We start from the raw sequence: 17,916 nt of genomic DNA on the forward strand, positions 1-17,916 counted from the left end.
AATATTGCGAAACATTACCAGGATGAATAACGATAAAAAGGGATTTATTACCCGTTCTTTGCACACGAGTTTTCCTAAAGACGATGCTTACAATGCTTTGCACATGCCTGTTTATGACGGTGTGGCATATGAATTTGATAATGCTGAAGAGATAGCTGAAACGTTTGCAGGCAAAAGGTTTGCACATGCCTATTCGCGCACATCTAATCCTACAGTAGAGTATTTTGAGAAAAAGATGCTGGCTGTTACAGAGGCACGCGCTGCTATAGCATTGGCTTCTGGTATGGCGGCTATTTCAAATGTACTACTCAGTTTAGTAGAGCAAGGAGGTAATATTGTTGCCTCACATCATTTGTTCGGTCATTCATATGCGCTGTTAAAACAAACGCTGCCTTCCTTAGGACTTGAAGTTCGTTTTGTTGATATGACCGATCATTCTGCTGTTAAAGCGGCAACGGATGAAAAAACCCGTGTATACTTTTTTGAGACCATCACCAATCCTCAGCTCGAGATTGTTGATTTGAGTAAGTTGAGTGTGCTGGCTAAAGATAAAGGTGTTGCTGTTGTTTGTGATAGTACGATCACTCCGCCCTATGTTTTTCAATCAAAGAGATTCGGTGTTGATATTGAGGTGATGTCAACAACGAAATTTATTTCAGGAGGAGCAGCTGCCTTCGGAGGTGTTGTGCTTGATAATGGTACTTTCGATTACCTTAAATTGCCTGCATTAAAAGAATGGGCTGTAAAATATGAAACAAACGCCTTGGTAGCTCGTATTCGTAAAGAGGTTTTCAGGCACCTGGGCGGTTCAATGACAGCCCATACAGCTCATTTTATGAATCTGGGGCTGGATATTATGCCTTTACGCATCGAACGATGTGTAGAGAATTGTAAAAAACTGGCATTGTTTTTTGAAACGCATAAACAAGTTGTTAGTTACAATTATCCAGGCGCTGCAGGCAGTAAAGGATATAAGCTGGCTCAGATGCAGTTTAATGGAATGCCAGGTGCTGTTATGACTTTCGATCTGGAGAGCAAAGAGGCTTGTTATCGTTTCTTTGATCGCTTGAAAGTTATTAGAAAAGCTACCAATTTAAATGATAATAAAACGCTTATAATACATCCTGAATCAACAATTTACGCTGAGTTTTCAGATGAGGAGAAGAAAGCCATGGGTGTTCGTCCTACTATGATGCGTCTTTCTGTGGGTATTGAGGAGTGTGAGGATTTAATTAAAGATTTTGAAGAAGCGTTACAATAGTAATAGGATGCGGAAGTGTTTGGGGATTGGATTGTTGATGTTTTTTTGCTCTTGCCTGCAATTATTGGGACAAGAGGTCACTGTTAATGATTCAGGCGATGTTGAAGAGAATGGGGCTGTTGGTCTGATCGAAGATGTCATTGACCTTGTTTCAATGGAAAAAGGTCGACACAGCCTGATCTTTTATCCCATGGCCGGTTATTCTCCTCGTCAGGGTTTTCACATAGGAGTAATGCCTGTTTGGCGCATTAAACCAGCTGCTGAAATTGAATGCGAATATTATCGTCCGACCACGATCGCTCCTTCAGTAAAGTTTTCCACTACCGGAATGTATGAGTTCGAATTAGACGCGTTGGGTTTTACAAAAAACCGATGGATGTTTATTTCCAAGTTTCAATACCTGTATTTGCCTGATGAGTTCTATGGAATTGGTAATCAGGTTAAGAATCCACCTTATTCTGAGTTTGAGATTAATCGCTTTAAATTCAAGAGTGAAATACTTAAAGGTTTAAATGCCAAATGGTTTGTTGGTGTAAGTATTGATATCAATAACGATGACCTGACCAACATTGAAGGCGATTTGCTGACACCCGATGTAATGGGCTATTATGGTGGCTGGGCCAATGGTGTCGGACCTGGTTTCGCTTTTGATAGTCGCAATGATCAGCTTTATCCATCACGAGGATGGTTTGTTCTTTTTGCATCAAGTTATTATAGTAAAGCCTTTGGAAGTGATTATGAATTTCTAACAACAACCCTCGATGTCAGAAAGTATATATCATTAAAAGGGAACGAATCTATTTTGGCTTTCCAGACTTACCTGTCGGGAGCCGAGGGTGATGTGCCGTTTTATAAACTATCCTTCCTTGGAGGTTCACGTCTTCTGAGAGGAATTTCCCACCCATACAGGTATATGGATAAACATGTATGGTACGCACAAGGAGAGTGGCGAAAACACATCTGGTGGCGTTTAGGTGGTGTGCTTTTCGCCGGAACAGGTAAGGTGTCACCACAATTTATGGATGCTCCATTGAAAGATCTTCATATGGTGATGGGTGGAGGTCTTCGCTTTAAAGTATTGCCCGATGAAGGTTTGAATTTTCGTATTGATTTCGGGCGTTCAAATCATGGTGACACAGGAGTCTATTTCACTATCCGCGAGGCTTTTTAAAGAATTCCTATAAAAACACTTGTTTAAAAGCTATAAAAAAGGTAGGATATTACCTTTTTATCTGCGTTTTTATTTTCTATGTAACTAGCTGTTATTTAGTTTGTTGTTTTATATCCTATAAATAATATAGGATAAAAAAGTATTTATTTATTTGGAAAGAGTAATCAACTGATACATATTTGCTAACAGAAAAAGTAAAATAGTAGGATATGTTTCCAAAGAAAGTACATTACGGCTTACGATTTTTATTAACACTTTCAGGATTGGCGGAAGGAAGTCATCTGGGGGTGGCTGAAATTGCAGAGCGTGAAGGCTTATCTGTTAAGTTTCTTGAAGCAATTGCTGTTGCTTTAAGAAAGGGAAACATTGTTAATGTTCGACGTGGAGCTGGAGGAGGCTATAGTCTGGCGAGGCCTTTGAACGAAATAACACTTTATGAAATCGTATTACTTCTGGACGAAAAGCTAGATAAGACGATTGCAACAGAAGGCCGTACTACAGAAAAGGCAGTTGGCCGTTTTTTACTGAGTGTACGTAATGATTATGGTCGATTGCTGCGCCGCGTAACTTTAGAGAAACTGCGTAACTATTTTGCAGAAGAAAATGAAAGTATAATGTATTACATATAAACCGTAGAAACCATGAGTAAGATTGCAAAAAACGTAACAGAATTAATTGGTAAAACGCCTTTAGTAAAAGTCAACAGACTGGCTAACGGATCACAGGCAGAAGTAGTGGCAAAACTGGAGTTTTTCAATCCTGCCAGTTCAGTCAAAGACCGTATTGCTTATTCAATGATTAACGATGCTGAACAGAAAGGTTTGCTGGATAAGGATACGGTAATAGTTGAGCCTACCAGTGGTAATACAGGAGTGGGGCTGGCATTTGTAGCAGCGGTTAAAGGTTATCGTATTATCTTAACCATGCCTGAAAGCATGAGCATTGAACGCCGTAAACTGCTGATTAAATTTGGTGCTGAATTAGTGCTTACGCCAGCTGAAAAAGGTATGAAAGGTGCGATTGAACGTGCTGATCAAATAGCCAGCGAATTACCAAAGTCTTTTGTCCCACAGCAGTTCAATAACGAAGCTAATCCTGCAATACACCGTTGCACTACCGCTGAAGAGATATGGGAAGATACCGATGGTGAGATCGATATTTTTGTATCCGGGATAGGAACTGGTGGTACGATAACAGGAGTTGGTGAGGTCTTAAAAGAGCGTAATCCGGGTATTAAGATTGTAGCTGTTGAACCAGAAGCATCACCCGTACTGTCAGGTGGTCAGCCCGGGCCGCATAAGATACAGGGAATAGGTGCCGGTTTTGTACCAAATGTATTAAATGTTGATGTGTTTGACGAAGTCATCAAGGTACCAAATGATTCGGCTATTGAAACCGCTCATAAGGCAGCTAAGAAAGAAGGTATTCTTTGTGGTTATTCATCGGGAGCAGCACTGTTTGCAGCACTTGAAGTGGCCAAACGTCCTGAGAATGCAGGAAAGCGTATTGTTGTTATCTTACCAGATACAGGCGAGCGTTACCTGAGTACCTTCAAAATCGATTGATCCCGTTTATCAAGTAATTATTGCATAAGTAATTGTAAAGTGGCCACAACCACTTTACAATTTAGATATATACACCCCAAAAGAAGGAAATCATGAAACTGACTACACCTTATTTGATATCTTTTCTTCTTCGAATGCCCTGCCGGGCTTAATATTTCTTTGCCGGTATACCGCCGGCACACTCATAGTTTTGAATAGATAACAGGCAGCATTTATGTTGCAGATTGTTGTATTACAATTAAATACGATATAGAATGTCATATCCTATAAATACTGGTGTATTGCCTGATAAATTATTAGGTGAAGCCAATGAGTTAGTGCATAAACTATCTAAAGAACAGCTACTTTGGTTAGGTGGATACTTGTCGGGTATTGGTTTGTCAGGTGTCAGATCTGAATTAGATACCCAATTGACAGAAGTTAGTTCTGTCAGTGCCAATGGTGATCATAAAGAGGTGGCTGCGATTACTGTTTTACTGGGTTCTCACTCTGGAAACGGGAAACAGATTGTCAAATACTTGTCTGCTGTGGCTTCACAACAACAAAAGCAGCTTAAGGTGATAAATATGGCCGATTATAAGGTTAAAAACCTTAAGAAAGAAGAGAACCTGGTGATAGTCGTTTCAACACACGGAGAAGGTGAGCCGCCGGCTGATGCGGCGGATCTGCATCGTTTCCTCGCTGGTAAACGGGTGGGGTCTCTTGAGCAATTGCAATATTCGGTCATTGCATTGGGGGATAGTAGCTATAAATATTTCTGTAAAACAGGTATTGATTTTCATGAACAATTAAAGTCGCATGGCGCAAAACCTTTGACTGAACCATATTTGCTGGATGTTGATTTTAAGGATCATCAGGAACGAATAGCCAAGGAGCTGCTTGATCAATTTAAGTTTGATGGGCTAACCGGGACAGTGCCATCTAATAAACACAAAAGTGATGAGCCATTAAGCGGAGGGCTTTTTCATGCTGAATTGATCGATAAAGTGTTACTTAATGGTCGAGGTTCAAATAAGGAAACCTACCACATTGAACTGGATCTGGAGGATTCTGGTATCACCTATCAGCCAGGTGATGCCCTTGAAGTATATGCGGTGAATAATCAGGATCTGGTTGATCAGATATTGCGTCAAGTTAATTTTTCTGGAACGGAAAGTGTGCAGCATAAGGGAGGTTCTTATGCCATTCGTGAATTATTGCTGCATCATAAAGAAATTACACTGGTGACTTTACCCGTGCTAAAGAAGTTATCCGCTTTTGTTGAAGAGCCGGCTTTAAACCGATTGCTTGATAACAGGGATGAATTAGATTCATTTCTTAACGGTAGTGATCTGTTGGATGTCATCAAAGAATTTGGCATACAGGTAAGGCCTCAGGAACTAAGCGATGCTCTGAGAACCCTGCCTCCAAGGGCTTATTCCATAGCTTCTTCACAGGAAGAAGTTGGTGATGAGGTTCATCTGACTGTTGGAGCTGTACGTTATCACAAAAACGAGCGGCAACATGAAGGCGTTTGCTCGACTTACCTCATTGATCGACTTGAGGAGGGAGGTAAAGTGGCTGTTCAGCTTAAGTCCAATGATGGATTCAGATTGCCTGATACAGAAACGGATATTATTCTTATAGGCGCAGGAACTGGTATTGCCCCATACCGTTCATTTCTTCAGGAAAGGGAACAGGAGTCGGGTAAGGGGCGAACATGGTTATTTTTTGGAGATCAGCATTTTGAAACAGATTTTTTATATCAGGCAGAGTGGTTGAAGTACCGGCAGAAAAATGTACTGAACAAGATCAGTATTGCTTTTTCGCGTGATCAGGAAGATAAGATCTACGTGCAACATCGTATTAAACAACATGCCGATGAAGTGTATGACTGGCTTCAGAAAGGTGCAGCAGTATATGTTTGTGGTGATCGTAAAAAGATGGCAAAGGATGTTGAAAAAGCATTTGTTGAAATCCTTAGTAATAAAGAGGGCTTATCCACAGAGCAGGCAGAAGTAAAACTGCTTGGCTATAAGAAGGAGGGTCGCTATAATGAAGATGTGTATTAACCATTCCAAAGAATCGATAAATGAGTATTAAGCAAAATAAACAGCCTCAGCCGGAAAAATGGTCACCATCTGAGGTGGAGATCATAAAAGCCAATAGTAATTACCTGCGGGGTACTCTGGAGCAAAGCCTTAATGATGAGGTGACAGGGGCAATTGCCGCCGATGATACACAGCTAATAAAGTTTCATGGTAGTTATCAGCAAACAGACCGGGATTTGGATGATGAACGAAAGCGGCAAAAGCTTGAGCCAAAGTACAGCTTTATGATTCGCGCACGTGTACCTGCAGGAGTTTCGACGGCCGAGCAATGGCTGGCTCTGGATGCCCTGGCAGATAAATATGGTAACGGTACATTGAAGTTGACAACCCGTCAGGCCTTTCAGCTGCATGGTGTAATTAAGCGGAACCTTCGACAAACAATGAAGGGCATGAATGATGTTTTGCTGGATAGTATCGCCGCATGTGGTGATGTTAACAGAAATGTGATGAGTACATCTAATGAAGCTCTTTCGCCTGTCGTAGGTGAGTTGAGTAGTTTTGCCAGGAGCATCAGTGAACATTTGTTACCAAAAACCACTGCTTATCATGAAATTTGGCTGAACAAGAAGCTGGTTGATGGAGGTGCTTCAGATGAAGAACCAATATATGGTAAAACTTACCTGCCGCGTAAATTCAAGATCGCAATTGCTGTTCCTCCTTACAATGATACTGATGTGTTCGCCAATGATATTGGCTTGATAGCTATTGTGGAAAATGATGAACTCAAAGGCTATAACATTGCAGTTGGAGGAGGAATGGGCAAGACTTATGGAATGCCTGAAACGTACCCTCGTCTTGCGGATGTACTGGGTTATGTTGCGAAGGAGAAGGCACTTCAGGTAATCGAAGAGATCGTGAAAATTCAGCGTGATTTCGGAAATCGGGAAAACAGAAAGCTGGCACGCTTAAAATATACATTGGACAGGATTGGTTCTGTCCGGTTTATTGAATTACTCAATTCCCGTTTAGGATTTGAAGTGGAGAAAGCACGGACCTATCATTTTGAGTCAAATGGTGATGTATTTGGTTGGAAAAAAGCCGTCACTGGTAGTTGGTTTCTAGGCTTGCACATTGAACATGGGCGCGTGCAGGATACGGCCGGCTTAAAATTAAGAGAGGCGCTACGCGAGGTTGCCAAATTAAAAGTATGTGATTTTAGACTCACGGGAAACCAGGGACTGGTGCTCGGTAACATTAGTTCGGCTGATAAGTTAAAGGTTCAGGAAGTTTTGAGCCGGTATTCGGCCGGTGATGCAAAAGTATTATCAGGCTTGCGCCGGCATGCTGTAGCTTGTGTCGCTTTAAATACATGTACAATGGCTTTTGCTGAAGCGGAGCGTTATTTACCTGCTCTTGTAGGTAAATTAGAAATATCTCTTGAGAAGCATGGCCTTAGTCAGGATGATATACTGATCAGAATGACAGGTTGCCCCAATGGCTGTGGTCGTCCTTTTCTTGGAGAAATTGGACTGGTAGGGCGAGCGCCCGGAAAGTACAATTTATACCTGGGTGCAGGTTTCGCTGGTGAACGTCTGAATACCCTGTATAAAGAAATGCTTGGAGAAGAAGAGATTCTTCAGTTGCTGGATCCGCTCTTTGGTCAATATGCGAAAGAGCGCAAAGGTAAAGAGCGATTTGGAGACTTTATTGTGCGAACGGGCGTTGTTGATCCATCCCAAAGTGTTTCTGTAATAAATTAGTTGACCTATGAAAGACAAAAGATATCGTAGCATTATAAAAACAATATCCTGGCGGGTAACGGGTACCATCGATACATTTCTGGTTTCGTATTTGGTAACCGGGAAAGTGGGTATTGCGGCATCTATAAGTATTGTTGAGGTCTTTACAAAGTTGCTTTTGTATTATTTACACGAGCGGGTATGGAATCGCATTAAGATAGGTAAGGAGAAAGTGGAACCGGAGTATCAGATTTAACGGAGGGATTGATCATGAATTTTTTACCGATAAACATCAATATTGAGGATGAAACCATATTGATCATTGGAGGAGGAAAAGTCGCCATTCATAAAATAGAATCGCTCGAGCGCTTTACTCAAAAGATCAAGGTGATTGCTAAGGAAGTGGTGCCCGAGATACGGGACCGCTCATTTATTGAAATTGTTGAGAAACCATATGAATCCGATGATTTGAATGGACACTTGCTGGTGTATGCCGCAACAAATGATACGGTTTTGAACACTCAGATCAGGAATGACGGACATCAGAGGCGCTGCATTGTCAATGTGGTTGATAAGCCTGAGAATTGTGATTTTGTTTCGCCTGCCATTTATAAGCAGGATAAAATATCTGTTGCTGTCGGGTCCAATGGGGAGAATGTATTTGCAGCTATTCATTGGCGCAACCAGATTAGGGATTTAGCTGAAAAGGGAATTATCCGAACAACAAAAAGTAAAGATGAATACCGTGATGAATTTAATGCGGTCATTTAAAGTTTAACCCAGTGATTTAATATCGATATGGAAATACACATTCAATCTTATATCCCAGGTTTAAATTCAATTTATCGTCAGATAGAGCAGGCTGCTCCGAATCACTCGGAGCTGACCTGGTCGTATTGTAAAAACGATCGACTATTGGATACTGAGCAATTAATGGAATTACTTATTAAGGGTGTTGACCTGATATTAATTCCGCTGGAGGCTATTCGCTATTCGCAGGGTGGTAACTTTAAGCCCCTGGCTGTGTTTGAAAATGACAAAGATGGAAACAATCCTTTGCTACTATTAGCCTTAAATGAGCAAATTACACATTCATTTAAGCCTTTTCCTAACGATTTGAGACAATCATACGGGATGGTCAGTATTGCAGGTTTCGGTCCCGGAGATCCTGAGCTATTAACATTGAAGGCGCAGCGTTTAATTACCGAAGCTGAGATAATTTTATATGATGATTTGTTAGATGATAAGTACTTGGAGCAATTTGAGGCCGAGTTGATCTATGTTGGCAAGCGAAAAGGTAAGCACAGTATAAGGCAGGAGGATATTAACAAGCTCCTCTATGCATCGGCTAAAAAAGGCAAAAAGGTTTTACGCTTAAAAGGAGGAGATCCCCTGATCTTTGGAAGAGGAGCAGAGGAGTATCAATACCTGAACGATCGCTATGTAAACGTGACAATAGTACCGGGTGTAACTTCAGCGCTTGCAGCAGCGGCAGATACAGCTATTCCTCTTACATCGCGTGGAACAAGTACTTCGGTTGCTTTTACGCTTGGGCATGATGCGATCTATAATAAATTGCCTAAAGCAGATACTCTTGTTTTTTACATGGGCGCAGCCCAGCAGCAGAAATGGGCCCAACGACTGATGAAAGAGGGCTGGCCTGATGATACTCCAGTGGCATGTGTGCGAAATGCTTCTTTGGCAACAGTTGAAACAATACCTTATACGCTGGATGAGTTATTGACAAGCAAAAAAATATTGCCTGCACCTGCATTGTTAATTGTGGGACAAACAGCCGGCAAACCTGTGAACAGGCATAAGAAATGGTTATATACAGGAACTGATAAGAGGTATTTTAAAAAGGATGGTCTTCTCGTTCATAATCCGATGGTCAGCATTGAAGCAAAGTCTATGGATGAGAAGCAGGTTGAATTGTTTCATAATATCAGGGCCTTTGATCGTCTTGTATTTGCTTCTCCTTTTGCTGTTCATCATTTCTTTAGAGCATTGTTTGAGCTTGAGTTTGATGTCAGGGTGTTAAGTGGAATAGAGTTGAGTTCTATTGGTGAATCCACATCAAAAGCCTTGTCAGATTACGGATTGAGAGTGAAGCCTGAATCGGCTGGTAATTCTGCTAAAGGCTTAATTCGGTCAATGGCCCGTAACCATGTGGTTAATGATACCATACTGTTACCTTGTTCAGATGATGGCTTTAATGTACTTCCTAATGAGCTAAGAAAGCTGGGGAATCAAGTATTCGAATTGAATTTATACAGGAGTGTTATCCCAGAGAATGTCGTTCATCATAACCTTGATGATTTTTATGGTGTTGTCTTTACATCGCCAAGGGCTGTTCATCACTTCTTCAAACTGCACCTGACTTTGCCTTTGGATTTAAAAATCAGTGTCAGGGGAAAGTACACAAAAGAAGTGCTGGATACCTACATGCAGAAGTTACAATTGAAAAATGTATCAACAGTTTATAATAGTCATCCAGAGTTTGAAGGATAAAAAAAGCGGAGCCTTTGGCTCCGCTTTTGATATTTTAGATTCTTCTGTTTCTAGAAGAATTTACTTCTTTCGTCAGTGATTTCAGCTTTGCTGCGAATTGCTTCAACAGCCTGATAATCTACTTTGAAACCATTACTCTGCTTTAATTGTGACAGCTCAGCTGCAACATCAGTAGTATTTTCAGTTGTATTGTTAACTTTTACAACATATACACCATTGTTTCCGGCAACCGGCTGGCTTAGTTCGCCAGTTTTTGAGCTTGTAGCTAAAGCAACTAATGCAGGCTCAACACCAGCGCCAGGAACCTGGAATGCTCCAAAGTCAATCTGGCTGGCACTCATTACCTCACTATTAATAGCTGAAGCCAAAGCATTAATATCATTACCTTGCTTTTTGCTGTTCAACTTAGCAATCAGCTGTTCAGCCTTCTTGTCGTTACGCAATTTTCTCTCAATAGAACCTTTAACGGCTGCTACAGACTGGTAACCCTCTTCTTTTGCTTCCGTTAAGAAAGCAATGATGTAAGAATCGCCAAATTCAAAAATGTCAGACATATCATTGATATCTGCTTCAAACGCCCAACGAACCATCTCACGCGAGTGTTTCATGTTGTTGACAGTACGGTCATTAGCTTTGATGCTTCTGCCATAGCGCTTAACCAGGTTATCGGTGCTGATTGCTTCATCAAACTTCTCAATGGTGTTGTTTAATGATGCAAATTTAGCAGCTTGTGCATATACCTGCTGATTTGTTTTTGTGCTAAAAGTAATGTTACGCTCTAAAGTAGCAATATTGTATTTTGTTACAGGCTTACCTTTATCCTGAACGTTGATAATGTGAATGCCAAATTGTGATTCAACCTTAACAATTGCTCCTTTGTTGTTTTCGAAACAAGCATCGTTGAAAGGCTTAACCATTGTTCCTTCAGCAAACCAGCCTAGGTCACCACCGTTAATGGCAGAACCCTGATCGCTTGAATTGGCGCGTGCAATCTCAGCAAAATCAGCACCACCTTTAACCAAGGCAAATAAGCTATCTGCCAATACAGGATCGTTAACTAAGATATGGCGTGCTTTAACTGAATCAGGTATTTGCTTGATCGCAACAATACGAGATAACTTGTATGTTTCATTTTCGAGGTAAGGACCGTATACTTCGTTAACTGAAGCGCCCTGAACAAAACCTTGCATGGTTGAGCTTAACTGCTCAAACTTAAGGTTGCGGTCGATGTAGTTAGACTCAGAGTTCATGTTCACATACTGAACGGCATCTGTTTCAGGGTTTTCGAATTCAATTTTTGATTTCTCAATCCATTCTTTAGCCATCATACGATCTTCTTCAGAAGGCTTAACATCAAACGCTACATAAACAACGTCGCGGGTTGCTTCCTGCTTGTAGTTTTCTTTGTGAGCGTTATAGTAGTCTTTTACTTCTCCTTCAGATACAGAAACAGTTGAATCAGGAACTGATGAGTAACGTTGCACTACAAAATCAAAGTCAACCTTGTTTTGCTTCGCCTTAGCCTCTGCTTCAGCCTGTGCAGTTGTTACAAACATTCCTTTTTTGATTAAATCGCGGTATTTTGCAAACAAACGCTCTTTCTTGATCTGCTTCTCAAGGAATAACCAGTAGAAGTTAGCGTTTGGATCCAGGTTTTTCTGCTGAAGGAAGTTCATTACTTGTTCTTTGTCAAATAATCCGGTTTGCGGATTAGTGAACATCTGACGAATCTGCGGATGTACATTTTTACCCGTTGCCATCTCAAAAATTTCATCAGCAGTAACAGCTATACCTAATTCTTCATATTTGGCATCCATGATAATGTCCTGAACCATTTGGTTCCAGGCCTGCTCACGAATCTGGTATGAAGTATTTTCATCTAATGCTGAAGAACGTGAGTTTAATTTATAGTAGTCTTCCAACTCCGTTACGTAGCTCTGGTATTCAGGATAAGAAACTGAAGTACCATTAATTTCAGCAATCTGCATGTTACGTCGTCTAAAAATGGAATCTCCCGAACTCATCAAATCTCCCAAAAGGAAAGCCGCAAGTCCAATCGCAATCACGATAATGAGTAATCCAGATTTATTTCTAATTCTCTCTAATGTTGCCATTCTGTTATTACTTATAAAATTATGTAGATTTTAAAATCAGGTTACGAATATACAAAAAAATGGGACATGCGATAAGGGCCTTTCATCTTTGCCGGAAGAAAGTTTTTTATTAACGATTAATCGGCTTCGAAACTCACTTTCACTAACTCTATTCGTGCATTGCTCGCTTCTAAAATCTGAAAGGTAAATTGTCCTATTTTGATGATGTCGTTTATTTCAGGAATGGACTGGTTGTGAAAAAGGATGAGTCCGGCAATGGTCTCATAATCATCTGATTGTGGAAGTGAAATGGGGTATTTCTCATTGAGGTAATCTATTTCCAGCCGTGCCGAGAATCGGTATTCGCTATCACTAACCTGTTCTTCAATATGTTCTAATATATCGTGCTCATCATTTATTTCACCGAAAATCTCTTCCAGTATATCTTCAAGGGTAACAATACCTGCAGTTCCTCCAAATTCGTCAACAACAAGCGCAATACTTTTGTGTTCTTTGGTAAAAAGTTCAAGTACTTTGTTGGCAGTCATCGTTTCAGGGATGATTGATATCGGGCTAACGATGTTTCTTAGCTTCTTTGGGTTTTTAAAGAGGGATGAAACATGAACATAGCCAATGATATTGTCGATACTGTCTTTGTAAACCAGTATTTTAGAAAGCCCTGTTTCCATAAACTGTTTACGCAAAGGCTCTAATTCGTCGTTTACTTCAATTACCTGTAATTCAGTTCGGGGAATAATGCATTCGCGAATTTTCAGCTTGGAGAAATCCAATGCGTTTTTCAATAATTTAATCTCATTGGCACCTTCATCATCCTTATCACTCTTCTCATGGTGTTCTGTAAGTAAGTTGTCCAGGTCAACCTTACTAAGCATCCAGTTGCCTTGTTCGGGCACGGAACGGGCTTTTAAGAGCGATTTAATGATGAAATCAGATACGCCCATGGTTAATCTGCTTATGGGATAAAAAAACGTATAGAAGAAAAGTAATGGAACAGCAAAGACATTAAGAATGAAAGTGGGATGAATGCGAAAGAGGGTTTTGGGTAAAAATTCTGCTGTAATCAGTATTATCAGCGTTGAAAAGGCGGTTTGACTTAATAATATGGCAATGTCTGATTGGAAATATTGGCTAATGGTTGGTTTAATCAACTCAGCCATATTTAAACCATAAATAACTAAAGCAACGTTGTTGCCAATTAAAATGGTGGAAAGAAATATACCAGGATTACGTACAAAACGATCAATGATTCGTGCCGGTATTGGATATTTCTTTTTGTTTAACTCCAGCAATAGTTTGTTAGAGCTAAAAAAAGCCATTTCACACCCCGAGAAAAAAGCGGATAGCAACAGGGTAAGAGCAATAGTTATTATGTATTCATTCATGTATGAGCAAGACGTATTAAAAAGGAAAGATAGGAAAAAGTTGTTAAACGGCTTCTATTCTTCAAACTCAAGATCTCCCTGCAGATTGTTGATATGCCATTTTTCCATTTTTTCATCAGATTCAAACCCTGTGCCGGTATATACACTGCCTTCTTGGTTGATAGACACAAACTTGTCGGAATAGATACGTTTGTTTTTGGTATCCCAAAATAGTTGCTCGGTATTTAATACTTCACCCTTGCGGTTCATGGCTTCGACATCAATATTAAGTTCCCATAGCCTTTTGTCTTCATAATGAATGGCGTTTCTGCATTTGATCTGCGCATCAATCTCACCATTCGGCTGGTACATGATAACATGAAGCCCTTCGGGGAAATCAATATATGGTTCTTTTACTCTGTCGTAGCGTAATACTTTTGGCGAAATTAAGCGTTGCACCACACGCCCCGAATCTGTAAGTTCCATCTCCAGTTCATCATAAATAAGAGATGGGATTTCTTCGCGGTTTGTTATGGCGGCAATTTCCTCAGGCTTGTTAGACTGACAAGCCGATAGTAAAAAATAAACAGCAAGCAGTACAATACTGCTTGCTGTATATGTTGATTTAATTCTATTTCTAAATAAAGGTATCAAAGCTTTATTTTTTAGCTCTTACAGTTGTTGTTACACTAATCCAACCCCCTACATTGTACGAATCACCTACTTTTAGTCCCTGGAAGAAGATCTCTTCAGTGTTAGGGAAGTACTGCGAATAAAGGGCTATGTTCTCATTAGCTTCTGCTAATGCTTCAGCATCTACAGACTTGGCCTTCTGAAACTGGTCTACTGCAGCCCAGTATACGGTTTTCTTTTCAAATTCTTTACTTCCGTATGATGATGCTCCTGCCGCGTATGCTTTACCAATTAAAATGTAAGGAGCACCCCAGTCGCCGCGTAATGCTATTGCTTTGCGGGCTTCTGCTCTTGTTTTGCTGTACTGCTTTTTAGACATGTAGATCAAACCAAGTGTATTGTGGTATTTAGCCTTACTTAATGGGTCTTCTTCTAAAGTAATGGCCTCGGTAAGGAAACCAATAGCTTTGTCAGAATCACCTGTTTTCATGTACATACGAGATAAACCAAAGGCAGATGAAGCTGAAGGCTCGATCTTGTGAAGGTATTCTGATGACTGGTAAAATAATTCAGACTCACCACAGTCACCTTTTGCCAACAGGCGGTTAACACGCTTCAACCACGCAAGGTCAGTTGTGTGATCAGCTAATTGAGGACCAAAAATTTCAGCTAAAGTTTCACAGTTAGCGGCTCCGCTTTGCGCGAATAATCCTTCTACCTGGTTAATTACTTCCTGTAATTTTGGCTTGTTAGCTTCCTTAGTTGCTTCTTTCTGCTTACCAAGTGTCGTTGTAACATTAGTATAAACCTCAACTAATTTTTCTCCTGATAAAGCATCCATTTTATACATGGCAGCACTGTTGGCCATATAAGTTAGTAATGCAGGAGGTTGAGTTCTGTTACCAAGTTGTTTGTATCCATCCTCTAATAAAGGCTGAGCTTCTTTGATTACCTCAGGATTGTTACGGTTGTAGCGCAACATAGTAATGGCCTTTTTACCCATGATATAAGCGGTAGGGTACTTTTTGTCATTACCAAAGTATTTGGCGCGCTGGTCGTAAACTTTCATTAAAAGATCATAGTACTCAGCTTTTTTAGCTGCATCTTTTTCCTTTCGGTAAAGAGATTCTACGATTCTCTCACCGTGAGAGTATAAGTTTTTGTTTGAAGCCGGGCATTCGTTAAATGCAATTTCCCACTTTGGAAACGCTTCAGCGTAATTTTTTTGTTTGTAATACTCGTAATAGAGTGATAGATTTTCCAAACATCTTAAGCTATCTTCACCGTGGCCATACTTCGACCCATCTTCTACTCCCTTTTGAGCAAAAACAGAACCAGTAAATAATAGTCCTGCAATTAATAATGTAGCAATTTTCATTGGCATGGTATTCTGGTTTTTGTATTAGTTTTAATCAAATTTCCGTTTCCTGAACCAATACTCATGTAATGTAAGGTTCATTGTAAAGCGCATATAGTTTTCTTTTACTAAACTATTGTCGGTACTGCCTCGTTGTCCCCATTCGAATGCAAGGTTGAAAGACGTTTTACTTCTTTTCAATGGTAATCCCATTCCAAAAGTTATGCCAAAGTCTTCCAAATGATTGCCTCCTGCAGCAGCAGGGGTGATGAGGTACTCCTGTTTATAAGATGTACCAAGACGATACTTAATGCGACTAGGGTAGAAACTTGCGCTCCTGTAGTTTGGTATATATTCAAGCCCAAAGGCGAAGGTTTGCTCATCACCTATAGTAAAGGCATTTGGGTCAGTTGTTGATGTTGAGAGGCTTGGGAATTCGGTGTCACTCCACTTGGCAATACTATAGTCAGCGGTTACTGTTAACAGGTCGTCAATGTTATAGGCAACCCCGAAACCAAATTTCTCTGGCAATTCTAACGCATTTCCGTTGAATTTTGTTTCAGTAAAACTCAATGTATCTGCGTTAATTATTGTTACACCATCCTGATTAAAGTTAGTTCCGGCGGCAACTAACTTCTTTAGTTTACCTTTTACTCCTGTTTTTGGATTATAGATGGCTCCAAAAACCATGTTATGTCTATCCTTTAGTTTTAGACGATATTGAACACCAAAGTCCATGTAAATATCATTAACAGATATCTGCTCTGATGTAACAAGTTTAAAAGCATTCGGATCGTTAGGGAACTGAGCAATGGAGTAGTGGCTTACCTTCCCGAATACATATGAGAAATGTGCACCGAATGACAGGTTATCGATCGGACTCAATGCTATTCCGGCATAGGCCTTTGTTGTGTTGCCATCACCCTGATAGTTTGATCTTGTATAATTACCATCAGTAATTGGAATGTCTGTTGATTCATTATCGTCAAAAAACTTATAACCAACCAAAGACTCGGGTTTAACACCAATTGACATAAAGCCCCATTTGGCTACCGGGAAACCAATTGCAAAATATGAGAAGTTCATATCTGAAAACTGAGCTTCCATATCGTTGGTTTTAATCTTTTGGTCAAAACCGGTTACACCACCTTCAAAAAAGAATGAGATAGAATCCATGCTAAAATAGGAAGCAGGATTTAAATTATTCAGATTATATGAACTGCTTAGCGCAATTCCGGTATTACCCATCGCAGCATTACGGCCAAAGCCACCGTCCTGTATTTCACCAAGACCATAGCGCGAATAAGGCGAATATGTTCTGTTTTGTGCAGTAGCTGAAAATACTGTAATCGCTACTAAAAAGAAAGTTACAAGAACCTTATATATATTGTGCATTGTATTCTAGAATTCTGTTAAGTCCAATAAGTACTAAATTAGGATGTACAAAGATGGGATTTTTTAACTTCTGAGCAAAAAATTCTGCATCACCCCCTGTTATAATTGTTTTTAAGTGTTTGTATTGCATTGACAATTCATTGATTAATCCATCTATTTCGAATACCACGCCATTTTGAACACCTGCCTGTATGGCGCCGGTTGTTGATTCCCCAATAAGTTGCTGATCCGGGTTTTTATCCAGTAAAGGCAGTCTGCTGGTAAATGTATTCAGTGCCTTGAAGCGCATTGCCATGCCCGGGGAAATATTTCCGCCCAGAAACTCATTGTTATCATTGACAACTTCGTAGGTAATCGCTGTGCCTGCATCAATAACCAAGAGGTTGCAATTAGCATATAAGCTGATGGCACCGGCTACTGCTGCCAGTCGATCTTTTCCAATGGTTTCTTTTGACTGATAATGCCACTGAAAAGGTAAAGGTGTATCGGTGTTCAGTTCAACAATAGGGCAGTTGATCAGGCTAAGGTTATTGATTAGCTCCTTATGACGATCATTAACAACCGTTGATACAATAATTCTCTCGATATGGAACTTTTCAGATAATTGTTTGACATGCTGTTTGTCAAGAAAATCCGAATAGTCGGAATGTATAAGCTGACACTGGTCAAAAATCCCGTATTTAACCTGTGTATTTCCTCTGTCAATAACTAAATTCACGCTAAATTGTAACTAAACCATATTTCGTTTTACCCTAAAAACAGCTGCAAAGATACGAATT

General features: G+C 40.2%; 15 protein-coding genes. 9 read left to right on the plus strand and 6 right to left on the minus strand.

All coding sequences use genetic code 11. From position 1 onward, the window contains the following. The first annotated feature begins 22 nt into the window (after nt 1-22). The 9 genes from ACRD69_RS02920 to cobA all read left to right on the plus strand — a co-directional run bounded on the left by ACRD69_RS02920 (nt 23) and on the right by cobA (nt 10,277). On the plus strand, nt 23-1,261 hold the full coding sequence (locus ACRD69_RS02920) for a PLP-dependent transferase (RefSeq protein ID WP_430813565.1): 1,239 nt from the start codon (nt 23-25) through the stop codon (nt 1,259-1,261). Between the two features lie 7 nt (nt 1,262-1,268). Beyond that, the gene (locus tag ACRD69_RS02925) at nt 1,269-2,432 is read left to right on the plus strand and encodes a BamA/TamA family outer membrane protein (protein ID WP_430813566.1); all 1,164 of its coding nucleotides are present in this window, start codon (nt 1,269-1,271) and stop codon (nt 2,430-2,432) included. Between the two features lie 209 nt (nt 2,433-2,641). Next, nucleotides 2,642-3,061 (plus strand): RrF2 family transcriptional regulator, encoded by a 420-nt coding sequence (locus ACRD69_RS02930; RefSeq protein WP_430813567.1) that lies wholly within the window; start codon nt 2,642-2,644, stop codon nt 3,059-3,061. Nucleotides 3,062-3,073: 12 nt separating this feature from the next. After that, on the plus strand, nt 3,074-3,997 hold the full coding sequence (gene cysK, locus ACRD69_RS02935) for a cysteine synthase A (protein WP_430813568.1): 924 nt from the start codon (nt 3,074-3,076) through the stop codon (nt 3,995-3,997). Between the two features lie 254 nt (nt 3,998-4,251). Beyond that, nucleotides 4,252-6,048, plus strand: coding sequence for a diflavin oxidoreductase (locus ACRD69_RS02940; RefSeq protein WP_430813569.1), 1,797 nt, complete (start codon nt 4,252-4,254; stop codon nt 6,046-6,048). 20 nt (nt 6,049-6,068) lie between these two features. Beyond that, on the plus strand, nt 6,069-7,787 hold the full coding sequence (locus tag ACRD69_RS02945) for an NADPH-dependent assimilatory sulfite reductase hemoprotein subunit (protein ID WP_430813570.1): 1,719 nt from the start codon (nt 6,069-6,071) through the stop codon (nt 7,785-7,787). Nucleotides 7,788-7,794: 7 nt separating this feature from the next. Further along, complete coding sequence (locus ACRD69_RS02950) at nt 7,795-8,022, plus strand: DUF2061 domain-containing protein (protein WP_430813571.1); 228 nt, start codon at nt 7,795-7,797, stop codon at nt 8,020-8,022. Nucleotides 8,023-8,036: 14 nt separating this feature from the next. Beyond that, nucleotides 8,037-8,537: a precorrin-2 dehydrogenase/sirohydrochlorin ferrochelatase family protein gene (locus tag ACRD69_RS02955; protein ID WP_430813572.1), complete on the plus strand. Its 501-nt coding sequence runs from the start codon at nt 8,037-8,039 to the stop codon at nt 8,535-8,537. A gap of 27 nt (nt 8,538-8,564) precedes the next feature. Further along, nucleotides 8,565-10,277, plus strand: coding sequence for a uroporphyrinogen-III C-methyltransferase (cobA, locus tag ACRD69_RS02960; protein WP_430813573.1), 1,713 nt, complete (start codon nt 8,565-8,567; stop codon nt 10,275-10,277). A gap of 50 nt (nt 10,278-10,327) precedes the next feature. Here the strand turns inward: cobA and ACRD69_RS02965 are convergent, their stop codons facing one another. From ACRD69_RS02965 to ACRD69_RS02990, 6 genes are all read right to left on the minus strand, one after another. Next, complete coding sequence (locus ACRD69_RS02965; protein WP_430813574.1) at nt 10,328-12,391, minus strand: peptidylprolyl isomerase; 2,064 nt, start codon at nt 12,389-12,391, stop codon at nt 10,328-10,330. 116 nt (nt 12,392-12,507) lie between these two features. After that, complete coding sequence (locus ACRD69_RS02970) at nt 12,508-13,773, minus strand: hemolysin family protein (protein WP_430813575.1); 1,266 nt, start codon at nt 13,771-13,773, stop codon at nt 12,508-12,510. Nucleotides 13,774-13,827: 54 nt separating this feature from the next. Further along, nucleotides 13,828-14,406, minus strand: a complete 579-nt coding sequence (lptC, locus tag ACRD69_RS02975) for an LPS export ABC transporter periplasmic protein LptC (RefSeq protein ID WP_430813576.1) — start codon at nt 14,404-14,406, stop codon at nt 13,828-13,830. Between the two features lie 4 nt (nt 14,407-14,410). Next, entirely contained in the window at nt 14,411-15,769 is a 1,359-nt protein-coding gene (locus tag ACRD69_RS02980) for a tetratricopeptide repeat protein (RefSeq protein WP_430813577.1), read from the minus strand. A 24-nt stretch (nt 15,770-15,793) separates the two neighbouring features. Then, nucleotides 15,794-17,137 (minus strand): BamG family beta-barrel-assembly machinery protein, encoded by a 1,344-nt coding sequence (gene bamG / locus ACRD69_RS02985; RefSeq protein WP_430813578.1) that lies wholly within the window; start codon nt 17,135-17,137, stop codon nt 15,794-15,796. After that, nucleotides 17,121-17,855, minus strand: coding sequence for a type III pantothenate kinase (locus tag ACRD69_RS02990; RefSeq protein WP_430813579.1), 735 nt, complete (start codon nt 17,853-17,855; stop codon nt 17,121-17,123). The genes bamG and ACRD69_RS02990 overlap by 17 nt, the downstream gene beginning before the upstream one ends. Between the last annotated feature and the right edge of the window lie 61 nt (nt 17,856-17,916).

Source organism: Carboxylicivirga agarovorans (genome assembly GCF_050589845.1).
Classification (GTDB): domain Bacteria; phylum Bacteroidota; class Bacteroidia; order Bacteroidales; family Marinilabiliaceae; genus Carboxylicivirga; species Carboxylicivirga agarovorans.